The sequence below is a fragment of the Falsirhodobacter sp. 20TX0035 genome, from assembly GCF_028307215.1.
In the GTDB taxonomy this organism is placed as follows: domain Bacteria; phylum Pseudomonadota; class Alphaproteobacteria; order Rhodobacterales; family Rhodobacteraceae; genus Falsirhodobacter.
On sequence record NZ_JAQMHV010000005.1, the window covers coordinates 64,305 to 83,871 of the forward strand.

The following is a 19,567-nucleotide window of genomic DNA, read 5'->3' on the forward strand; positions in this document are numbered from 1 at the left end:
GGGTTCGCCTATACCCCCGCCCTTGAAAACAGGAGTCCTCGGATGCAAGGCAGCGCGAACCTCAACGTCATGATCAAGGCCGCCCGCAAGGCGGGCCGGTCCCTCGTGAAGGACTTCCGCGAGGTCGAGAACCTTCAGGTCTCCTCCAAGGGGCCGGGCGACTTCGTGTCCAAGGCCGACCGCGAGGCCGAGCGCATCATCAAGGAAGAACTGATGACCGCCCGCCCGACCTATGGCTGGCTGGGCGAGGAAACCGGCGAGGACGCGGGCCAGGATCCCACTCGCCGCTGGATCGTGGACCCGCTGGACGGGACCACGAACTTCCTGCACGGCTTGCCCCATTGGGCGGTGTCCATCGCGCTGGAGCACAAGGGCGAAATCGTGGCCGGCGTCGTGTTCGACGCGGCCAAGGACGAGATGTTCTGGGCCGAAAAGGGCGCGGGCGCCTGGATGAACGAACAGCGCATGCGCGTGTCCGGCCGCCGTCAGATGATCGAGGGGATCTTCGCCACGGGCGTGCCCTTCGGCGGGCGCGGCACCCTGCCCGCAACCCTGCAGGATCTGGCGCGCCTGATGCCCGTCTGCGCCGGCGTGCGCCGCTGGGGTGCCGCGGCGCTGGACCTCGCCTATGTGGCGGCGGGCCGCTATGACGGATACTGGGAACGCGGGATCCAGCCCTGGGACATGGCCGCCGGCCTGATCATCGTGCGCGAAGCGGGCGGCCTCGTCTCCGGCATCCGCGACGGGCAGAACCCGGTCGAATCCGGGTCGGTGATCGTCGGCAACGAAGGCCTGTTCGAGCCCTTCCGCAAGATCATCCGGGGCGAGTGACGTCCTGACGCACTTGCCTTCGCGGGGCGCCTGACGCAGGTTCCCCGCAGCAACAGGCAAGGGGATCGACCATGCGATTTGTGCAAGTGGCCGCGTTGGGTGTCGTGGCCGTCGTCGCGCTGACCGGCCTGTGGGTGGGCGTGCTGTCGCCGATCTTCTCCTCCCGCGCGGGCGACGGGATCGGCCAGGGCGAATATGCGCTGGACACGACCGAAGGAACCACCTTCACCGCCGCGTCCCTGAAGGGACAGGCCACGGCCGTGTTCTTCGGCTTTACCCATTGCCCCGACGTCTGCCCCACCACGCTGGGCGACATGATGGGCTGGCAGGACGCGTTGGGCGATCAGGCCAAGGATCTGCGCATCGTCTTCGTCACGGTGGATCCGGAACGCGACACGGTCGATCTGCTGCGCGACTACGTGGGCTGGCTGCCCGGCGCCATCGGGGCCACGGGCGCGGTGGATCAGGTGCGCGCGGCCGAAGCCGCCTTCCGCGTGTTTTCCCAAAAGGAACCGCTGGCGAACGGCGACTACACCATGTCCCACACGTCCAAGGTTCTGGTCTTCAACCGGTCGGGCGCGTTCGTGGACGCAATCTCCTATCAGGAGGCGCCGGAGACGGCGGTGGCGAAACTAGAGACCGCCCTATCCTCCTGAAGTTTCGGCCCGCCCTCGGGTTTGGGGGCCGAAGACATGAAAAAGCCGCCCGGTGGGGCGGCTTTCTCTATTCCACGTGTATCAAGCTCAGGCGAGCGCGATGCCGACAGCCGACTCACGACCGTTGCGGTCTTTTTCAATGTCGAACGTCACAGCCTGGCCGTCGTTCAGCGAACGGATGCCGGCGCGCTCAAGAGCGGTGATGTGAACGAACACGTCCTTGGAGCCGCCTTCCGGCTGAATGAAGCCGAAGCCTTTGGTGGCGTTGAACCATTTCACTGTGCCTTTGGCCATAGTGAATATCCTTCTAACAAATACCGCCCGCAGAATGCGGCGGCTTGGCACGGAAGATCATCGAAAGCTGTGCCCAGAAGGATCAGAGTCGAAAATGACGATGCAGACGTTGTATAACATGCCTGTGACGGAGGATCAACAGCGCAGGTGCCGCACCCTGACCCCAAACCGGCCCCCCGCCCCCGACTTGATTCGCGAGCGGCGCGGGTCACATTGTCAGGCCTGACACCCGCAATGACCGGAGGCCCTGATGACCACGAAGCCGAAGACGACCTGGGAAAGCACCAACACCGCCGCCACCGCCATCATCGACGCCGAAACCAAGGCCCGCGACGAGAAGACCGCCCGCCTGAAGGCCGAACGTGAGGCCGCGCAGAAAGGCTGATCCCGACCCATCCGGATCGAAAGCGGGCATGACAAGGTCGTGCCCGTTTTTCTTTGGGCGCCTCGTTCGAAGAGTATGAGAGTATTGCGTCCCGAAAGGATCGATTTCCGGCGACCTGCCCCCCTGCCTGAAGGACGTTCACACATCCCCGCCCAAAGCACAGTAATCACCTGCATGTTGCAAGGGTCATGCTGCAGCGTGCCGCCACGGATTGCCCCCGCAACCCGTTGCGGCCTCACCGTCCTCAAGGCCGAACAGACGGCCTGGATCTGATCAAGAGGTGGGCGATGCGAGGAGCCAGAAGCCTGTTCAGCTTCCGCACGACGCGGGACTTGAAGCCCCGGGCCTTGTACGAGGCCCACAACCGATTTTTCCTGATGCGGCTGACGTTGCGGCCGGCCACCAGCTCCTCTTGTGCGATGAGATAGACGGGGTGGTCGAACCACTCCCCGCAGAAGTGGCAAATCGCCGGGGACACGTGCTGACCCTCCTTGATGAAGCCGCTTGTTCCCTCAATCACGTCGAGATGAACCGGGCCTTGCGAATTCAGCGGAGTGCGCATGAGCTGCCCCCCATCATCGTAAAGTTCCGTTGCGTGCATCTGCGACAGCGCGAGACCGAAAAGCGTCTCCTCCCCCGGACCGGACTTGTCGAAGTTAAGAATGCCGAGTTCATCACGACGCGCATTGATGGCGTGGGCGGTTGAAAAAACCTTTTCGGCATGCGGGCCCTGACGAAAGAAATAGACGCCGCCGTTGAACTTGGGAAAGGGGGAACCGTTCAGCGTCTTGATGGCCTTTCCGACGTCCCTGATCCACAGATCCGTGTCGCCCTCCGAAAGGAACTTGCTGACCACGGGACTAAAATCAAATTGCCTGATCTTTCTCAGCTGATCATGAAACGGCTTCGCGACGATGCAGTCTGTGTCGATGAAAAACGTCTCCTCAAAAGGCGAATATCGGTAAAGATCAGCCTTCAGGAGGGTGCCGGCAATCTGGAAGGGATCGATCGGAATGCAGATGTCGAAAAGTGCACCGGCGTCTTTCCGATCCGTCACGATTGCGATCGGGAACTCGGGCATGTGCCGTCGCAAGGAGCGAGCCAAGGACTCGGCTTGGTGAAAGTACTTGTCCGCCCCGAAGGCCATAGTGATAAAGCCGATCTTCCCAAGGTCGTTCATTCGATCACGCTCTGTATCTGGATATAAGATGGATGGTGCACAACAGGTATTCTATTCTACGTTGTGTTATCCGCTTCTTTCGACCCGAAGTAATTTCACTATCGATAAGTTATCTAAAATTTATTAAAACCCTACGTCGTCTGATATGACGGATGATCGATATTTATCAAATCACTTGAAAGCACGTCAAATTTCAATGTTTTAATGTGTGCAATTGGTAATTACTATAAATTCAGATCATAAGGATCCTATGGTCAGGGCCCCTTGATTTCGTGATTTTTTCGCGGATCCAAGAGGCGACAGATGAGCGATCTTTTCTGGCTCACCGTCAAGCAAATGGTGCAGCTGCGCCCTTACTTTCCGAAGCCACACGGTCGCCTTCGGGTCGATGATCGACATGATTTGCGCGGGATAATCTTCATCCACCGCAATGGCTCGCGGCGGCGCGATGCGCCTCGGGACGACGGCCCGCCGAAGACGCTCTGCAACCGTTGAAACGGTGGAGCGATCTGGGCGCCTTTGCCCGGATCTTGAAGGGCTGGCGGCTGAAGCGGCCGCACCCAAGACTGTGATGATCGATGCGACCTACCTGAACGCGCACCGTAGTGCGACCCGCCTGCGGTCCAAAAAAGGGGGCGTGGACGGCTCATCGGACACACGAAGGCGGGATGAACACCAAGCTGCAGGCTGTCTGTGATGCCGACGGAAGGCCGATCCGCCTGTAGACGCTATCGCGCTGGGCGTATGGCTTGGCCGAGTGGACTAAGGGCGTCCCCGCGTGGGTCCTCGACTGCCCGCGCAAGGAGGCCATGATCGACACCTCCGAGGACGCCATCGAGGATCGGCTGACCCTCGATCCCCACGAGAAGTCGAATCGTGCATGGCACTTGGTCCACGACCCCGAAGATGCGTTCGCCAAGACAGAGCTTACCCGCGCGACATGCATCGGAACGGCCACCATTGCCCGCATGAGGCGGCGCTGGCGGACCATGAAGGCTGCCGGGACAGAACCCAGGGGGCAGTGGTGGCGCGACCTGCGGGACAGCCCGAACTGCGAGGACGTGGAACAAGGCCAGATGACCGAGGAGCAGCGTAAGGCCGTCATTAGGCAAGCATCCAGGCACTGCTCGATGCTGGTCAACGCCAGCCGCTTCACCGCGGTGCAGGGCAAGCTGTGAAACCGCATCCATGAGCGTCTGACGGCCATTCAGAATGCAGTGCGCGTCAACGGCGCCCTCGGCAAAGGAGGACTGACCGATCCCGAGATCGCCGATCTCCACGACACGTGAAAGCGTGAATACGGCGCTTCCGAGTTCTCTTGGGATGAAGTTCAGGCCGCCCTGCTGGAAACCATCGCCGCGACCAAGGTCGTAGAGGTCAACAGTCGCGGCAACGGATTGGACTACGCCAACTCGGGAGACATCGGCCAGACGGTGGTCGCGATCGGCGGCTACTCGCTTTCGCGCGGCCTCACGCTAGAAGGCCTCACCGTCACCTGGTTCCTCCGCAACACGATGATGTATGACACGCTCATGCAGATGGGCCGCAGGTCGGCCCACTTGGTTCCGGTGCCGCGGTAGTGGGCGTAGTCCGCCTGGTCGATCTCGCCGGCCTCGGTCAGAAACTCGCCCACCTTCTCGAAGAAGGCTTCCTGCGCGTAGGTGCCGCCGGCGTCGGCGCTGCCTTGGATGTCGGCGATGAAGCCGCGGTGGAATTCGTCGAGATCCGCATCATGAAACCCATGCTGGTGACACCACGTCCTCCGCGACCTCGCAGGGTGCGCAGGCGTTCAGGCTGATCGAGTAGCGGAGGTCGGCGACCCCCTCCGGGAGCGGCGGGATCAGGCAGGGGAAACCGGGACGGACCTCTTAGGTGCGCGAGCGTCCCGTCCGCCACGTCCGCCGTTCGTCGATGTCATCAAGATCGTAGCCTGTCGCGGCGGGGCGCTCTTCCCGCAGGTCGAGAGCCTCCGGATCTTCGGCGAACAGGGCGGCCGTCGGGTCCACGTGGTCCGCAAGCGTCTGGCCGGTCGAGGCAAGGGCCGTGTCCACGTCGATGACCCGTAGGAAAAATTTGAATCCGTCCACGGGCGAGAGCTGCGCCTCAGAGGAGATCGTGATCTTCGGATGCGCCGCCCCGCGTCGGGCTTTTACCTCCACCAGAACCCCGGGAAGTTCGCAGTCCTTCACATTGTGAAACAGTGGTCCCAGTGCCTCAAGCTCGGCGGCGCAGAGAGCACGTGCAATCGAACGCCATTCTTCCGAACCGGCGCTTGCCGTCAAATTTCCGGCTCTACGAAAACGTTCGATCTCTAAGCCCATAGTCTCGGCGAGTTGAACATCACTGAGCTTGCCAGCCGATCCGTCCCGGAGCTGCTGCACCAGGTGATCGTCCATCTATATCAATGCATAGCGGCGATCGTTCCGCAGTTCGTCATCGAAGGCGAGCCGCCGGATGTAATGGCTGGCAGCGATCTGAGCAGGCGTGAGTCGGAAGCGTCCCTCCTGGACCGGCATGGCTCCCGCTTGGGCAGCTTGACGCTCGGCGGAAATGATCTGCGCCTGAAGGACTGCCACCGCGCCGGGGTACTTCCGCATCGCCGCGCGCCGATCGCCTCCCAGCGATTCCAGTAGCTCGGACTTGCCGACGTAGGGGATCAGCGGCTTGGGAACAGCAACGCGCGCGTAGAACCGCCCGCCCTTCTCTTTCCAGTGTCGCAATTTTCCAGCCATCGTTCCGCCCTCATTCTGGCACCGCGCTTGGCACCAAAAAAGGCACGAACCTCATAGATAGAAGGGTTTTGTTCGTTTTCATGGGGTTGGGATGGTGCTGCAAGAGAGGATTGAACTCTCGACCTCACCCTTACCAAGGGTGTGCTCTACCACTGAGCTACTGCAGCGCCGTGGCGGCTGGATAGACGCAAATATCAGGCCGTGCAACCCCCAACTGGACGGTTTTTTTCGAAGCCGCTACAAGCGCTGGATGGAGAACGAGAACACGCCCGCGGGCGAGACCCCGCCGAAGCGCCGCAGCCTGGCCCCGGCCACGCGCGAAGACCGCTTGAAGGCGGCCTTGAAGGCCAATATGGCCCGACGCAAGGCACAGGCGCGCGCGCGTCAGCAGCCGGACGCCGAACCGGGCGCCGAACAGGACAGGGACTGACATGGATTCGATACTGGTGCGGGGCAACGGCCCCTTGAAGGGGCAGATCCCGATCGCGGGCGCGAAGAACGCCTGCCTGACGCTGATGCCGGCGACCCTGCTGACCGAGGAGCCGCTGACGCTGACCAACGCCCCGCGCCTGTCGGACATCCGCACGATGACGCAGCTGCTCGGCTCGCTCGGGGCCGAGGTGGCGTCGCTGCAGGGCGGGCAGGTTCTGGCGATGTCCTCCCACGACATCAGCAGCCGGCATGCGGATTATGAAATCGTGCGCAAGATGCGGGCCTCCATCCTCGTTCTCGGGCCCCTCCTGGCCCGGTTCGGCGAGGCGGAGGTGTCCCTGCCCGGCGGCTGCGCCATCGGGGCGCGGCCCGTCGACCTGCATCTGCGCGCGCTGGAAGCGCTGGGCGCGGAACTGGACCTGCGCGACGGTTACGTGCACGCCAAGGCGCCGAAGGGGCTGGTGGGCGCGGTCGTGGACTTCCCGATCGTGTCGGTGGGGGCGACGGAAAACGCGCTGATGGCCGCCACGCTGGCCAAGGGCACCACCGTCCTGAACAACGCCGCGCGAGAGCCGGAGATCGTCGACCTCGCCCGCTGCCTGCGCCGGATGGGCGCGCAGATCGAGGGCGAAGGCACCTCCACCATCACGATCCAGGGCGTGGACCGCTTGGGCGGCGCGACCCATGCCGTGGTGACCGACCGGATCGAGCTGGGAACCTACATGCTGGCCCCCGCCATCTGCGGCGGCGAGGTGGAACTGCTGGGCGGGCGCATCGACCTGCTGGCCGCCTTCTGCGAAAAACTGGACGCGGCCGGCGTTTCCGTCGAAGAAACCGCGAACGGTCTGAAGGTCAGTCGCAGGAACGGCCGCGTCCGCGCCGTCGACGTGGTGACGGAACCCTTCCCGGGTTTCCCGACCGACCTTCAGGCCCAGATGATGGCCCTTCTGTGCACGGCCGAGGGCACGAGCGTGCTGGAAGAGCGGATCTTCGAGAACCGCTTCATGCATGCGCCGGAACTGCTGCGCATGGGCGCGCGGATCGAGGTGCATGGCGGCCATGCCACCGTGCACGGCGTGGAAAAGCTGCGCGGCGCGCCTGTGATGGCCACCGACCTGCGCGCCTCCGTGTCCCTGATTCTCGCCGCGCTGGCGGCCGAGGGGGAGACGATCGTCAGCCGCGTCTACCACCTGGACCGCGGATACGAGCGGGTGGAGGAGAAGCTGTCCGCCTGCGGCGCACTGATCGAACGGATCAGCTGACCTTGCCCCCGCCTGCGGTGTGGTTATCTTCACACCGCAGGTTCACGGAGGGACGGACATGACCGATGCGCGCTTTGAAGACGGTGCGGAACGCCCTCTTTATCTGGGGGCGGAAGACGCGGAGGATCTGAAGATCATCTCCGCCCTGGTGCAGGATGCGGTCCTGCCCATCACGGAAATGCGCTATCGCCCCGCGAAACGTCAGTTCCTGATGCTGGTGAACCGCTTCCGCTGGGAAGATCACAGCGCCGAGGCGGAACGCGTGCGTTCCATCCTCGTGTTCGAAGGCGTGACCGCGGTGCGCAGCCAAGGGATCGACCGGGCGGACCGGGACACGATCCTGTCGGTCCTGTCGCTGGACTGGGCGCCCGGGGCCGATGGCGCGGGCGTCCTGCATGTGGTGCTGGCGGGCGACGGCGCGCTGGCCTTGCAGATGGAAGCGCTGGACGCGACGCTGCGGGACGTCACCCGCCCCTATCTGGCCGTGTCAGGCCGCGCCCCCCGCCACGATTAGTTCACGCGCCGCGGGCCGACCGCGCGGATCTGCACATCCCACTGGCGAGGATCGCGGTCGCGCATCAGCTCGCCTGCGACTTCATGCGGGCGGGTGGTGGTGATGGTCAACGGGACGGCGCCAAAGCGCCCCAGCGCGTCGCCGATCAGCTGCACTTCAAAGAACACGTCCGACGGGGTGGGAAGTTTCGTGCGTGCCGCACCGAACGCCATACCCACCTGCTTCAAAGCTTGTACGAACATTGGAAACCTCCTTGTCTCGGGTTCAGGTTAAGGTTCATTCCTTAACACCTAAATAACTACAAGGTTGGTCGTGTTTTGCAATGGAAGGGATTCCGCGTCTTTTCGTCCGGCCGGAGAATCCTATTCCCCCGGCATCGGCGCCGACAGCCGCTCGATCACGTCGGAATTTTCGGTCAGATCGCCCAGCGTCAGCGATTCGATCAGCAGCAGATACGCCCAGTAGACCTGACCGAACATCTTGCGGATGCGGCAATTCGCTTCGTCCGTGCAGTCCTCGCAGCGCTGATAGGCGGTGCGCGACAAACAGGGCAAGGGTGCGATGGGCCCGTCCATCTGGCGCAGCAATTCGCCGATCGACACGGTCCGCGGTTCCTTGATCAGCATATAGCCCCCGGCCCGCCCCCGGCGGCTGCGGATCAGGCCGATGTTGCGCAGGTCCAGAAGGATATGCTCCAGAAACCGCTTGGGCGTGCCGGACCGGCGCGCGACCTCTTCGATGGTCAGCGCGGGCTGGTCCGTCCGGGCCGCGTCGGCCAGCGTCATCAGCGCCTTCAGCGCGTATTTCGTGCGTTGCGAGATCATGGGAAAACCCTACCCCCACAGGGTGCTCGACGCAATAAGCCGTCAATCACGATAAACCTTATAGACTTTGAGGATGAACGTGCCATTCTCCCTAAGACCGAAGCGGAGAATCGTGATGCAAACCCTCGACCTGATCGACCGGAAGATCCTGGCAGAGCTGATGCGCGATGCCACCATCCCCATCGCTCAACTGGCCCACCGGGTAGGCCTGTCGCAGACGCCCTGCTGGAAACGCGTGCAGAAGCTTCAGGCGCAGGGCGTCATCCGCGCCCGCGTGGCCGTTGTGGACCAGGCCCGCGTCGGCTTCGGCCTGACCGCCTTTGTCGGGATCGAGGCGGCCGACCATTCCGCCGCCTGGCGCGAGACGTTTCTGGCCGCCATCGCCAAGCTGCCGCAGGTGATGGAGGTGAATCGCATGGCGGGCGACCTCGACTACCTGCTGCGCGTGGTGCTGCCCGACATGCCCGCCTATGACGCCTTCTACAATCAACTGACCGAAAACGTCGCGGTGAAGCGTGTGACCGCGCAGTTCGTGATGGAACAGGTGAAGGCCGGAACCGTCTATCCGCTGAACACCACGACGCATTGATCGGACCATTGAACCGCGGAAGGCGGCGCGCGATAAGCGGCGCATGTCCACGCTTCCCATCGACGAGGTTCTTCCCGCCCTGACCGCCGCCGTCGCGGACCGGGGCATGGCCGTCCTGCAGGCCCCGCCCGGCGCCGGCAAGACCACGCGCGTGCCCCCGGCCCTGCTGGCGCAGGTGAAGGGCCGCATCGTCATGCTGGAACCGCGCCGGCTGGCCGCCCGCGCCGCCGCCGAACGCATCGCCGAGGAGATGGGCGAGACCGCCGGCCAGACCGTCGGCTATCGCATCCGGGGGGAATCCAAGGTGTCGAGGGCCACCCGGATCGAGGTGGTGACCGAAGGCATCCTGACCCGCATGATCCAGGACGACCCCTCGCTGGACGGCGTGGGCGCGGTGATCTTCGACGAATTCCACGAACGATCTCTCAACGCTGACCTTGGGTTGGCGCTGGTGCTGGAAGCGCGGGCCGCGCTGCGCGAGGATCTGGCGCTGGTGGTCATGTCGGCCACGCTGGACGCCGAACCGGTGGCCGCGCTGATGGGCGGGGCGCCGGTCATCACCTCGGCCGGGCGGGCGTTTCCGGTCGAAACCCGCTGGCTGCCCCGCCCTGCCCAAGGTCGGCTGGAGGTGGAGATGGCCGCCCTGATCCGCCACGCCGCCACGGAAACCGACGGCGACATCCTCGCCTTCCTGCCCGGCGAGGGGGAGATCCGACGGCTTCAGGGGCTGCTGGACGGCGACGTCCGCCCGCTGTTCGGCGCGATGGATTTCGCGGCCCAGCGGACGGCGCTCGCGCCCGCGCCGAACCGGAGGATCATCCTTGCCACCTCCATCGCCGAAACCTCGCTGACCATTCCGGGCATCCGCGTGGTGGTGGACGCCGGCCGGGCGCGGCGGGCGCGGTTCGATGCGGCGTCCGGCATGTCGCGCCTTGTCACCGAACGCGTCACCCGGGCCGAGGCGGAGCAGCGGCGCGGCCGTGCGGGCCGCGTGGCCGACGGCGTCTGCTATCGGTTGTGGACGAAGGGAGAGGAAGGCGCGCTGTCCGCCTTCCCCCCGGCCGAGATCGAGGTGGCCGACCTGACCGCGCTGGCGCTGGAACTGGCCGTCTGGGGCAGCGACGACCTGCCCTTCCTGACGCCCCCGCCCCCCGGGCTGCTGGCCGAGGCGCGGGCGCTGCTGGAGGATCTGGGCGCCCTTCGCGGCGGGCGCATCACCGATCACGGGCGCGTGCTGGCCCGCGCGCCGTTGCACCCACGGCTCGCGCACATGCTGGCCTTGTCGGGGGGCGATGCGCCCACCTTGGCCGCCCTTCTGGCCGAACGCGACCCGCTGCGCGGCCATCCCCCCGATCTGGCCCAGCGCATGGCGGCGATCCGCGAACCCTCCCGCTTCGCCGACACCCACCGCCCCACGGTCGACCGAATCCGGCAAGAAGCGAAGCGCCTGTCCCGGATGGCGGGCAAAGGCGATCACAGCCTGGGCCAGATGGCGGCGCTGGCCTATCCCGACCGCATCGCCCTGCGCCGCAAGGGCGACGCGCCGCGCTGGGTGCTGTCGGGCGGCAAGGGCGCGGTGATGCAGGCGGGCCAGCCCCTCGCCGCCCAGCGCCTGATCGTGGCCACCGATCTGGACGGCGACCCGCGCGAGGCGAAGATCCGGCAGGCCGTGCCCGTCACCGAAAGCGAGCTGCGCGCCCTGTTCCCCACCCGTTGGCGCGAGGTCTGCGAGTGGTCCCGCCGCGACGGCCGCGTGATCGCCCGCCGGCAAGAGGTTCTGGGCGCGCTGGTGCTGGACGACCGCATGTGGGACGCCCCGGCCGAGGATGTGGCCCGCGCGGCGTTCGAAGGTTTGCGCCAGATCGGCCTGCCCTGGACCCCCGCCGCCGCCCGCCTGCGCGCGCGCATCCGCCTGTGCGACGCGATGGAGGTGTCGGACGCCGCCCTGCTGGAGGATGCGGACTGGCTCCTCCCCCACCTTCAAGGCAAGCGCACGGAAGGCGAGTTGCGGGCGCTGGACCTGACGGAGCCGCTGCGCGCGCGCCTCGGCTGGGACGGGGTGCAGACCATCGACCGGTTGACGCCCAGCCACTTCACCTCCCCCTTGGGCAACCGCATTCCCATCGACTATGACGGTGAGCATCCGGCAATCGAGGTCCGGTTGCAGGAGATGTTCGGCCTGACGCAGCATCCCACCATGGCGGGCCGCCCGCTGCGGGTCACGCTTCTGTCGCCCGCGCGCCGTCCGGTGCAGGTCACGATGGACCTGCCGGGCTTCTGGGCCAACAGCTACGCCGACGTGAGGAAGGACATGCGCGGCCAGTATCCCCGCCACCCTTGGCCCGAGGATCCGACCGACGCCGCCCCCACTCTGCGCGCCAAACCGCGCGGCACCTGAACCCGAAGGCCCCGCGCCGCGTTGGGTGGAAAAAGGAGGCTTTCCATGAAACGCAGACTTGGCCAGACCGACATCCTGATCGAACCCTGGGTGCTGGGCACCAACACCGCCGGCTGGACGGCGGACGAGGACACCTCGTTCCGCACCTTCGACGCCTTTGTTGATGCGGGCTTCACCGCGCTGGACACGGCGGACGTCTATTCCCGCTGGGTTCCGGGCAACGACAGCGAATCCGAGAAGATCATCGGCCGCTGGATGAAGGCGCGCGGCAACCGCGACCGCGTGCACATCTTCACCAAGACCGGCATGGACATGGGCGACGGCCGCAAGGGCCTGTCCGCCAAACGGATCGAGGAGGCGGTGGAGGAGTCGCTGACGCGCCTTCAGACCGACTACATCGACCTCTATCAAAGCCACCAGCCCGATCCCGAAACGTCCGAGGTGGAAACGCTGGAAGCCTATGACCGGCTGGTGAAGGCGGGCAAGGTGCGGTGGATCGGCTGCTCCAACTACAACACGGCGGAACTGGAACGTGCGATCCGCACCTCCAAGGAAAAGCACGTCGTGCAGTACCAGTCGGTGCAGAACGAGTTCAACCTGTACACCCGCGACAAGTATGACACCGATCTGGCCGAACTGATGCAGGGCAACGGCCTCAGCCTGCTACCCTTCTATTCGCTGGCGGCGGGTTTCCTGACGGGGAAATACCGGTCCGAGGATGATCTGAAGAAATCCACCCGCGGGGCGAAGATCGGCGAACGGTTCCTGAACCCGAAGGGCTACACCATCCTGCACGCGATGGACCGCGCCGCCGAACGCGAAGGCGCCAGCCTGACCGAGATCGCGCTGGCCTGGATCGTGGCGCAGCCGGGCGTGGTGGGTGCGCTTGCCTCGGCCAGCTCCCCCGGTCAGGTGGCGGAACTGGCCAATGGCGTGCAGCTGGAGCTGTCCGAGGACAGCCTGCGAGAGCTGAACAAGGCGGGGGCTTAAACCCCCAGGCACCAGCGCATGACGGCCTTCTGCGCGTGCAGGCGGTTTTCGGCCTCGTCGAAAACCACCGAGTGGGGGCCGTCCATCACCGCGCTGGTGACCTCGTCGTTCCGGTGGGCGGGCAGGCAGTGCATGAACAGGGCGTCGGAATTGGCCCGCTCCATCAGCGCCTCGTTCACCTGATAGGCGCGCAGCTGGTTATGGCGACGCTCTTTCGCAGACTCCGGATCGTGCATCGACACCCAGGTGTCGGTCACGACCAGATCGGCGCCTTCCACGGCCTTCGCAGGGTCCCGCTCGATCCGGAAGTCGATGCCGGCCTTGCGCGCCAAACCCTGCCATTCGCCTTCGGGCTCCAGCGTCTGCGGGCCAGTGAAGGTGAAGTCGAAGCCCAGCTGCACCGCCGCGTGGATGAACGAGGCGCAGACGTTGTTGCCGTCGCCCGCCCAAACCACCTTCTTGCCGGTGATTGGGCCACGCTTTTCCTCGTAGGTCATGACGTCGGCCATGATCTGGCAGGGGTGGGTGCGGTTCGTCAGGCCATTGATGACCGGCACGGTGGCGTATTCCGCCATTTCGTGCAGGGTCGCCTCCTCGAACGTGCGGATCATGATCAGGTCCACGTAACGCGACAGGACGCGGGCCGTGTCGGCGATCGTCTCGCCGTGCCCCAGCTGCATTTCCTTGCCCGACAGCACCATCGTCTGCCCGCCCATCTGGCGCACGCCCACGTCGAAGGACACGCGCGTGCGGGTGGAGGGTTTTTCGAAGATCAGCGCGACCATGTGGCCGGCCAGCGGCTGGTCGTCATCCGGCGTGCCCTTGGGACGGCCGTTGCGGGCCGTCTTCATCGACAGCGCGCTGTCGATCATGCCCCGAAGGTCGGATTTGTCGGTCGTGTGAATGTCGAGGAAGTGTTTCATGTTCATATGTCCAGAAGATCAGGCGAGCGTGGCCGCGGCGCGGTCGAGCCGGGCCAGCGCCTCGGCGATGTCCTCGTCCGGGATGTTCAGCGCGGGCAGCAGGCGGATCACGTTGTCCCCCGCCGCCACCGTCAGCAGGTGCTGGTCGTAGCCCGCCTTCACCACGTCGCCCGCGGGCTTCACGCATTTCAGCCCCAGAAGCAGCCCCTGCCCGCGCACGCTTTCGAACACGTCGGGATGCGAGGCGACGAGCCCTTCCAGCCCCTGCCGGAAGAGAGAGGCCTTGCGCCCTACCTCGGCGAGGAAGGCGGGATCGGACACGATGGACATGACCTTGCCGCCCACGGCGCAGCCCAGCGGATTGCCGCCATAGGTGGACCCGTGCGTGCCCGCCACCATGCCGCGCGCCGCGTGTTCGGTGGCCAGCACCGCGCCCAGCGGAAAGCCGCCGCCGATGCCTTTGGCCACCATCATGATGTCGGGCGTGACACCCGCCCATTCATGGGCGAACAGCTTGCCCGTCCGGCCCATGCCGCACTGCACCTCGTCGAAGATCAGAAGCGCGCCGGTCGCGTCGCATTTCGCCCGCAGCGCCTTCAGGAACGCGTCGGAGGCGACGCGGATGCCCCCCTCGCCCTGCGCGGGTTCGATGATGACGGCCGCCGTGGTGTCCGTGATCGCGTCCAGGGACGCCATGTCGTCGAAATCCACTTGCGTGAAGCCCGGCAACAGCGGGCCAAAGCCCTTCACCATCTTTTCCGATCCCGACGCCGCGATGGCGGCCGACGAACGTCCGTGGAACGCGCCGTGGAAGGCCACGATGTCGGACCGGTCGCCATGTTCGTACCAGAACTTGCGAGCCATCTTCACGGCCAGCTCCATCGCCTCGGTGCCGGAATTGGTGAAGAAGACGGTGTCGGCAAAGGTCGCCTCGGTCAGCGCGCGGGCCAGCGCCTCCTGCTCCGGGATGCGGTAGAGGTTGGAGACGTGCCACAGCTTCGCGGCCTGCTGGCTGATCGTTTCCACCAGTTCCGGCGCGGCGTGGCCCAGCGCGTTCACTGCGATGCCCGCGCCCATGTCCAGGTATCGGCTCCCATCCTCGGCGATCAGCCAGCTGCCCTTGCCTTCGACAAAGGCAAGCGGCGCGCGGTTGTAGGTCGGCAGAACGGGAGGGATCATGGGAAATTTCCTTGGAAACGACGATGAAAGGGGTGCCAAAGGCCCATCGTCAAGTCAACGTCAGAAGGGATGCGCAGGGAAGATCGCCCGCGCGGGGGGCGCGATCGGAATGGACGTCAGCGACGTCGGGGACGATATGAAACCCGTGCGATCATGGGCCCGATCGTTAGCCATGGCCCCGCGGCTTGACAAGCCCTTTCCGCCCCGGCCCCTTGAAATCCTCGGCCTGCACTTGTATCTCGGCCCCTCGCGCGGATAAACTGCGCCAAAGCGGAAACCCCCGGTGGAAGACCTGCATGTCCTGGACAGATGAACGCGTTGAAACCCTGAAGCGTATGTGGACGGAAGGCCAGTCGGCCAGCCAGATCGCCAAGGTGCTGGGCGGCGTGACCCGCAACGCCGTCATCGGCAAGGTGCACCGGCTGGGCCTGTCCAACCGCGGCGCCGAGGGTGAGGAGGTTCCCGTGGCGGAAGCCGCGCCCATGCCCGAACCCGTGCAACCGGAACCCGCGCCTGCGCCCGAGCCGCCGCGTCCGGTGCCGCCGGTGGCCCCGGCTCCCGTGGCCGTGGTGCCCGCACGCCGGCCCATCGCGCCGGCGGGCCAGCCCCTGCCGCCCCAACCTTCAGCGAACGAGATCAGCCCCGAGGCCCTCGCCTCGCAGCGTGAGGTGGAAAAGCGCGCCCGCCGGCTGAGCCTGATGGAACTGACCGAGCGGACCTGCAAATGGCCCATCGGTGACCCCGCGACCGAAGATTTCTGGTTCTGCGGCCTGCCCTGCGCCGCCGGCAAACCTTATTGCGAGGCGCATGTCGGCGTGGCCTTCCAACCGATGAGCGCGCGCCGCGACCGTCGCCGCTGAACGGGCCCCTTCGGGGGCCTTTTTACTGGAACACTTCCCCTTCGACCGCGTTGCATGGGCAGACCTGCCCCCGTGCAGAGATCGGAGAGTTTCCAGATGACACGACAGGATCATGAGGCCTTCGGCCCTCAGGACGGCGTGGACGTCGCCATTCCAGCCACACTTCCCAGACTGCCCGGGCTGGATCACACCCTGACCATGCTGCGTCAGGGCTACGACTTCATCGGCTCCCACTGCGACCGGCTGGGTGTGGACGGCTTCCGCATCCGCCTTCTGGGACAGGACGCGGTCTGCCTGCGCGGTCCCGAAGCCGCACAGCTGCTGTATGGCACCGAAGGGCTGACCCGGAAGGGCGCGATGCCCGCGACGGTTCTGCGCCTGTTGCAGGACAAGGGCAGCGTCCAGCAGCTGGAGGGCGAGGAGCATCGCCGCCGCAAGGGCCTGTTCATCCGGATGCTGATGGACAAGGACCGGCTGGACAGGCTGGTGCATGGGTTCGAGGCGGCATGGCGGGCCCAGCTTCGCCCCGACATGGACATCACGGTGATGGATCTGGCCAACACCGCGCTGGCCCGCGCGGCCTGCCATTGGGTGGGCTTGTCCCCGAACAAGCGCCGCATGGCCCGCCTGACCCGCATCCTGTTTGCCATGAGCGATCGGGCCGGCCATTTCGGTCCCGCCACCCTTGCCACCCTGTGGCAGCGCCGGGGCGTCGAACGCTGGATCGCGAGCGAGATCCGCGCCGGCCGGATGCCTGAAGGCAGCCCGATGGCCATCCTGTCCCAGGACATGCCCCCAAAGGTCGCGGCGGTGGAGGTGCTGAACCTTCTGCGCCCCATCGTCGCCGTTGGCCGCTACATCGCCTTCGCGGCGAAGGCCCTGCACGAACATCCCATCTGGTGCGGGCTCTTCAACAGCGGCAACGCCGACTACATCCCCGACTTCTGCGAGGAGGTGCGCCGCACCTCCCCCTTCTTCCCGTTCACCGCCGCGATGACGGAACGGGATGTGATCTGGCAGGGGGCGACCATCCCGGCGGGCACGCGCGTGATCTTCGACATCCACGGCACGCATCACGATTCCCGCTTCTTCCCCCAACCGGACCGGTTCCGCCCGGAACGGATGCTGGACTGGACGCTGGACGATCCGGCTTTCGCGCCGCAGGGCACGGGCGATCTCGCCACCACCCACCGCTGCCCCGGAGAGGCGGCGACGCTCGCCCTCATGTCCTCCGCCGTGCGGATGCTGTGCTGCGAGATGCGCTATGAGGTGCCGGATCAGGACTTGTCGGTCAGGATGAACCGGATCCCCGCACAGCCCGCCTCGGGCGTGCGGATCCGGGTTCAGGCCATCGACTGAACCAGCGCGGGCAGTTCCGACCAGTGGTCGAACAGGAAACGATGCGGCAGTTCGGCCGCCTCGGTCTTGCGATAACCGCCGGTGAACAGCGCGAAGTCGATGCCGGCGGCATGGGCGGTGGCCGCATCCACCTCGCTGTCGCCGATATACAGGACCGGCCCCTCGCCCAGTGCCGCGGCCGCCGCCAGCAACGGCGCGGGATCAGGCTTCTTTTGCGGCAGGCTGTCGCCGCCGATCACCACCTCGAACGGGCCCAGATCCAGCGCCTTCAGCACGCCCAGCGCCAGCCCGTGCGGCTTGTTCGTGCACAGGCCCATCCGGCCCAAGGGGGCCAGCGCCGCCAGCGCCTCCACCACGCCGTCGAAGGGGCGGGTCAGGGTGCTGTTGTCGTGGCCGTAATGGCGGCTGAACACCTCCACCCATACGGCACGATCGCCGTCCGCGCCCGAAGCGGTCATGATGTCGATCACCAGGGGTTCCACCCCATGGCCGATGAAGCTGCGGATGGTGGCCAGGTCCAGCGGGTCGCGTCCCATCTCCACTAACGTGGCCGAGGCGGCGGCGTGGATGTCGGGCAGGCTGTCCACCAGCGTGCCGTCCAGATCGAAGATCAGTCTCATTCCGCGGTCTCTTTCAGATAGGCGATGATGTCGGCGATGTCCCCTTCGTCCTTCAGGCCGGCGAAGACCATCTTGGTGCCGGGGATGGCGGCCTTGGGGTCGGCCAGGAACGCGCCCAGCCGTTCGTCATCCCACACGGCGCCTTCGCCGCCCAGATCCCGCAGGGCGGCGGAATAGGCATAGCGCGGCTCGCTGGCCACAGGGCGGCCGGCGATCGCGTGCAGGTTGGGGCCGATGCGGTCCACACCCTTGGCCAGCGAATGGCAGGCCATGCACTTGCGGAAGACCTTGCCGCCATTGGCCGCGTCCTGCGCCGCGACAGGTGTCGCGCCCAGAAGCGCCAGAAGAAGACCGGCCCGCAGCATCAGAACACGACGACGCTGCGGATGCTGGCCCCTTCGTGCATCAGGTCGAACCCCTTGTTGATCTCGTCCAGCGTCAGGGTGTGGGTGATCATGGGGTCGATCTCGATCTTGCCGTCCATGTACCAGTCCACGATCTGCGGCACGTCCGTCCGCCCCCGCGCGCCACCAAAGGCCGAACCCTTCCACACGCGGCCCGTGACCAGCTGGAACGGACGGGTCTGGATCTCGGCCCCCGCTGGGGCCACGCCGATCACCACGGATACGCCCCAGCCGCGGTGGGTGCATTCCAACGCGTCGCGCATCACCTTCACGTTGCCGGTGCAGTCGAAGGAATAATCCGCCCCGCCGATCTGGTCGATGGGCGTCTTCGTCATGTTGACAAGATGCTGGACCAGCGAGCCCTCCACCTCGGACGGGTTGACGAAATGGGTCATCCCGAAACGTTCGCCCCATTCCTTCTTGTCGTTGTTCAGATCCACGCCGATGATCATGTCGGCCCCGGCCATCTTCAGGCCCTGGATCACGTTCAGCCCGATCCCGCCCAGACCGAAGACGACGGCCTTGGCCCCGATCTCCACCTTCGCCGTGTTGATGACGGCGCCGATGCCGGTGGTGACGCCGCAACCGATGTAGCAGATCTTGTCGAAGGGCGCTTCGGGATCGACCTTGGCCAGCGCGATTTCCGGCACCACCGTGTGGTTGGCGAAGGTCGAACAGCCCATGTAATGCAGGATCGGCGTGCCATCGAGCATAGAGAAACGTGTCGTCCCGTCCGGCATCAACCCCTGCCCCTGCGTCGCCCGGATCGAGGTGCAGAGGTTCGTTTTGCGCGACAGGCAGGACGGGCATTCCCGGCATTCGGGGGTGTAAAGCGGGATGACGTGATCGCCGGGCTTCAGAGTGGTCACACCCTCCCCCACCTCCAGCACGATGCCCGCGCCTTCATGGCCTAGGATCGCGGGGAACATGCCTTCGGGGTCTGCACCCGACAATGTGAAGGCGTCGGTGTGGCAGATGCCGGTGGCCTTGATTTCTACCAGAACCTCGCCCTTCTTTGGGCCCTCAAGGTTCACCTCCATGACTTCCAGCGGCTGGCCGGGGGCAAGGGCGACGGCGGCACGGGTGCGCATGGCTGATCTCCTGTCTGCTATGCCTCCGTTGTCGCGCGGGCGGG

Annotated in this window: 24 protein-coding genes, 1 tRNA gene and 2 pseudogenes; 15 read left to right on the forward strand and 12 right to left on the reverse strand. The window is 65.7% G+C overall.

Annotated features, from left to right (window positions below):
- Window positions 1-42 precede the first annotated feature (42 nt).
- Window positions 43-831 carry an inositol monophosphatase family protein gene (locus tag PIJ50_RS08165; protein WP_271974294.1) on the forward strand — a complete coding sequence of 263 codons (789 nt, stop codon included), beginning with the start codon at window positions 43-45 and terminating at the stop codon, window positions 829-831.
- 71 nt (window positions 832-902) lie between these two features.
- Window positions 903-1,487 (forward strand): SCO family protein, encoded by a 585-nt coding sequence (locus PIJ50_RS08170; protein ID WP_271974296.1) that lies wholly within the window; start codon window positions 903-905, stop codon window positions 1,485-1,487.
- An 87-nt stretch (window positions 1,488-1,574) separates the two neighbouring features.
- On the opposite strand, the gene PIJ50_RS08175 is transcribed toward PIJ50_RS08170, so the two are convergent.
- On the reverse strand, window positions 1,575-1,781 hold the full coding sequence (locus PIJ50_RS08175; protein WP_271974298.1) for a cold-shock protein: 207 nt from the start codon (window positions 1,779-1,781) through the stop codon (window positions 1,575-1,577).
- A gap of 250 nt (window positions 1,782-2,031) precedes the next feature.
- On the opposite strand from PIJ50_RS08175, the gene PIJ50_RS08180 reads away from it, so the two are divergent.
- Window positions 2,032-2,166: a hypothetical protein gene (locus tag PIJ50_RS08180; protein WP_271974300.1), complete on the forward strand. Its 135-nt coding sequence runs from the start codon at window positions 2,032-2,034 to the stop codon at window positions 2,164-2,166.
- Between the two features lie 244 nt (window positions 2,167-2,410).
- On the opposite strand, the gene PIJ50_RS08185 is transcribed toward PIJ50_RS08180, so the two are convergent.
- On the reverse strand, window positions 2,411-3,346 hold the full coding sequence (locus PIJ50_RS08185) for a hypothetical protein (protein ID WP_271974301.1): 936 nt from the start codon (window positions 3,344-3,346) through the stop codon (window positions 2,411-2,413).
- Between the two features lie 303 nt (window positions 3,347-3,649).
- Between PIJ50_RS08185 and PIJ50_RS08190 the strand changes: the two are divergent.
- The 4 genes and pseudogenes from PIJ50_RS08190 to PIJ50_RS08205 form a co-directional block, all read left to right on the forward strand.
- Window positions 3,650-4,065 (forward strand): annotated as a pseudogene (locus PIJ50_RS08190) (transposase); the annotation flags it as partial.
- 90 nt (window positions 4,066-4,155) lie between these two features.
- A complete protein-coding gene (locus PIJ50_RS08195) occupies window positions 4,156-4,524 on the forward strand; it encodes a hypothetical protein (RefSeq protein WP_271974302.1) in 369 nt (122 codons plus the stop codon).
- Window positions 4,525-4,662: 138 nt separating this feature from the next.
- Window positions 4,663-4,926, forward strand: a pseudogene (locus PIJ50_RS08200) (Z1 domain-containing protein); the annotation flags it as partial.
- Window positions 4,926-5,144, forward strand: coding sequence for a hypothetical protein (locus PIJ50_RS08205; protein ID WP_271974304.1), 219 nt, complete (start codon window positions 4,926-4,928; stop codon window positions 5,142-5,144). The pseudogene PIJ50_RS08200 and the gene PIJ50_RS08205, both read left to right, overlap by 1 nt.
- A gap of 70 nt (window positions 5,145-5,214) precedes the next feature.
- Here PIJ50_RS08205 and PIJ50_RS08210 read toward each other — a convergent pair whose 3' ends face one another.
- The 3 genes from PIJ50_RS08210 to PIJ50_RS08220 all read right to left on the reverse strand — a co-directional run bounded on the left by PIJ50_RS08210 (window position 5,215) and on the right by PIJ50_RS08220 (window position 6,245).
- Window positions 5,215-5,742, reverse strand: coding sequence for a PD-(D/E)XK motif protein (locus PIJ50_RS08210; protein WP_271974306.1), 528 nt, complete (start codon window positions 5,740-5,742; stop codon window positions 5,215-5,217).
- Entirely contained in the window at window positions 5,743-6,078 is a 336-nt protein-coding gene (locus PIJ50_RS08215) for a DUF6538 domain-containing protein (protein ID WP_271974308.1), read from the reverse strand.
- A gap of 92 nt (window positions 6,079-6,170) precedes the next feature.
- A tRNA-Thr gene (locus PIJ50_RS08220) sits at window positions 6,171-6,245 on the reverse strand.
- Window positions 6,246-6,328: 83 nt separating this feature from the next.
- On the opposite strand from PIJ50_RS08220, the gene PIJ50_RS08225 reads away from it, so the two are divergent.
- Genes PIJ50_RS08225 through PIJ50_RS08235 form a run of 3 tightly spaced genes read left to right on the forward strand, consistent with a single transcriptional unit; the run spans window position 6,329 to window position 8,286 of the window.
- Window positions 6,329-6,508 carry a hypothetical protein gene (locus PIJ50_RS08225; protein WP_271974310.1) on the forward strand — a complete coding sequence of 60 codons (180 nt, stop codon included), beginning with the start codon at window positions 6,329-6,331 and terminating at the stop codon, window positions 6,506-6,508.
- Between the two features lies 1 nt (window position 6,509).
- Window positions 6,510-7,772 (forward strand): UDP-N-acetylglucosamine 1-carboxyvinyltransferase, encoded by a 1,263-nt coding sequence (gene murA / locus PIJ50_RS08230; protein ID WP_271974312.1) that lies wholly within the window; start codon window positions 6,510-6,512, stop codon window positions 7,770-7,772.
- Between the two features lie 58 nt (window positions 7,773-7,830).
- Window positions 7,831-8,286 carry a DUF2948 family protein gene (locus PIJ50_RS08235; protein ID WP_271974314.1) on the forward strand — a complete coding sequence of 152 codons (456 nt, stop codon included), beginning with the start codon at window positions 7,831-7,833 and terminating at the stop codon, window positions 8,284-8,286.
- On the opposite strand, the gene PIJ50_RS08240 is transcribed toward PIJ50_RS08235, so the two are convergent.
- Window positions 8,283-8,528: a hypothetical protein gene (locus PIJ50_RS08240; RefSeq protein ID WP_271974315.1), complete on the reverse strand. Its 246-nt coding sequence runs from the start codon at window positions 8,526-8,528 to the stop codon at window positions 8,283-8,285. The genes PIJ50_RS08235 and PIJ50_RS08240 overlap by 4 nt on opposite strands.
- 120 nt (window positions 8,529-8,648) lie before the next feature.
- Window positions 8,649-9,110, reverse strand: a complete 462-nt coding sequence (locus tag PIJ50_RS08245) for an RrF2 family transcriptional regulator (protein WP_271974316.1) — start codon at window positions 9,108-9,110, stop codon at window positions 8,649-8,651.
- 115 nt (window positions 9,111-9,225) lie between these two features.
- Between PIJ50_RS08245 and PIJ50_RS08250 the strand changes: the two genes are divergently transcribed.
- From PIJ50_RS08250 to PIJ50_RS08260, 3 genes are read left to right on the forward strand one after another with little or no spacing between them, the layout of a single operon-like run.
- Window positions 9,226-9,699: an Lrp/AsnC family transcriptional regulator gene (locus PIJ50_RS08250; protein ID WP_271974317.1), complete on the forward strand. Its 474-nt coding sequence runs from the start codon at window positions 9,226-9,228 to the stop codon at window positions 9,697-9,699.
- Between the two features lie 43 nt (window positions 9,700-9,742).
- A complete protein-coding gene (hrpB, locus tag PIJ50_RS08255; RefSeq protein ID WP_271974319.1) occupies window positions 9,743-12,097 on the forward strand; it encodes an ATP-dependent helicase HrpB in 2,355 nt (784 codons plus the stop codon).
- Between the two features lie 45 nt (window positions 12,098-12,142).
- Window positions 12,143-13,087 carry an aldo/keto reductase gene (locus PIJ50_RS08260; RefSeq protein ID WP_271974321.1) on the forward strand — a complete coding sequence of 315 codons (945 nt, stop codon included), beginning with the start codon at window positions 12,143-12,145 and terminating at the stop codon, window positions 13,085-13,087.
- Here the strand turns inward: PIJ50_RS08260 and argF are convergent.
- Window positions 13,084-14,010 (reverse strand): ornithine carbamoyltransferase, encoded by a 927-nt coding sequence (argF, locus tag PIJ50_RS08265; protein WP_271974322.1) that lies wholly within the window; start codon window positions 14,008-14,010, stop codon window positions 13,084-13,086. The two genes, PIJ50_RS08260 and argF, sit on opposite strands and share 4 nt — an antisense overlap.
- Before the next feature lie 18 nt (window positions 14,011-14,028).
- Window positions 14,029-15,189 (reverse strand): aspartate aminotransferase family protein, encoded by a 1,161-nt coding sequence (locus PIJ50_RS08270; RefSeq protein WP_271974324.1) that lies wholly within the window; start codon window positions 15,187-15,189, stop codon window positions 14,029-14,031.
- Window positions 15,190-15,485: 296 nt separating this feature from the next.
- Between PIJ50_RS08270 and PIJ50_RS08275 the strand changes: the two genes are divergently transcribed.
- Window positions 15,486-16,049, forward strand: a complete 564-nt coding sequence (locus PIJ50_RS08275; protein WP_271974325.1) for a GcrA family cell cycle regulator — start codon at window positions 15,486-15,488, stop codon at window positions 16,047-16,049.
- A 96-nt stretch (window positions 16,050-16,145) separates the two neighbouring features.
- The gene (locus PIJ50_RS08280) at window positions 16,146-17,408 is read left to right on the forward strand and encodes a cytochrome P450 (RefSeq protein WP_271974326.1); all 1,263 of its coding nucleotides are present in this window, start codon (window positions 16,146-16,148) and stop codon (window positions 17,406-17,408) included.
- Here PIJ50_RS08280 and gph read toward each other — a convergent pair.
- The 3 genes from gph to PIJ50_RS08295 are packed head-to-tail and all read right to left on the reverse strand — an operon-like array spanning window position 17,393 to window position 19,523.
- On the reverse strand, window positions 17,393-18,028 hold the full coding sequence (gene gph, locus PIJ50_RS08285) for a phosphoglycolate phosphatase (RefSeq protein ID WP_271974327.1): 636 nt from the start codon (window positions 18,026-18,028) through the stop codon (window positions 17,393-17,395). The genes PIJ50_RS08280 and gph overlap by 16 nt on opposite strands.
- Entirely contained in the window at window positions 18,025-18,393 is a 369-nt protein-coding gene (locus PIJ50_RS08290) for a c-type cytochrome (RefSeq protein WP_271974328.1), read from the reverse strand. The genes gph and PIJ50_RS08290 overlap by 4 nt, the downstream gene beginning before the upstream one ends.
- Entirely contained in the window at window positions 18,393-19,523 is a 1,131-nt protein-coding gene (locus tag PIJ50_RS08295) for an S-(hydroxymethyl)glutathione dehydrogenase/class III alcohol dehydrogenase (RefSeq protein WP_271974330.1), read from the reverse strand. The genes PIJ50_RS08290 and PIJ50_RS08295 overlap by 1 nt, the downstream gene beginning before the upstream one ends.
- Between the last annotated feature and the right edge of the window lie 44 nt (window positions 19,524-19,567).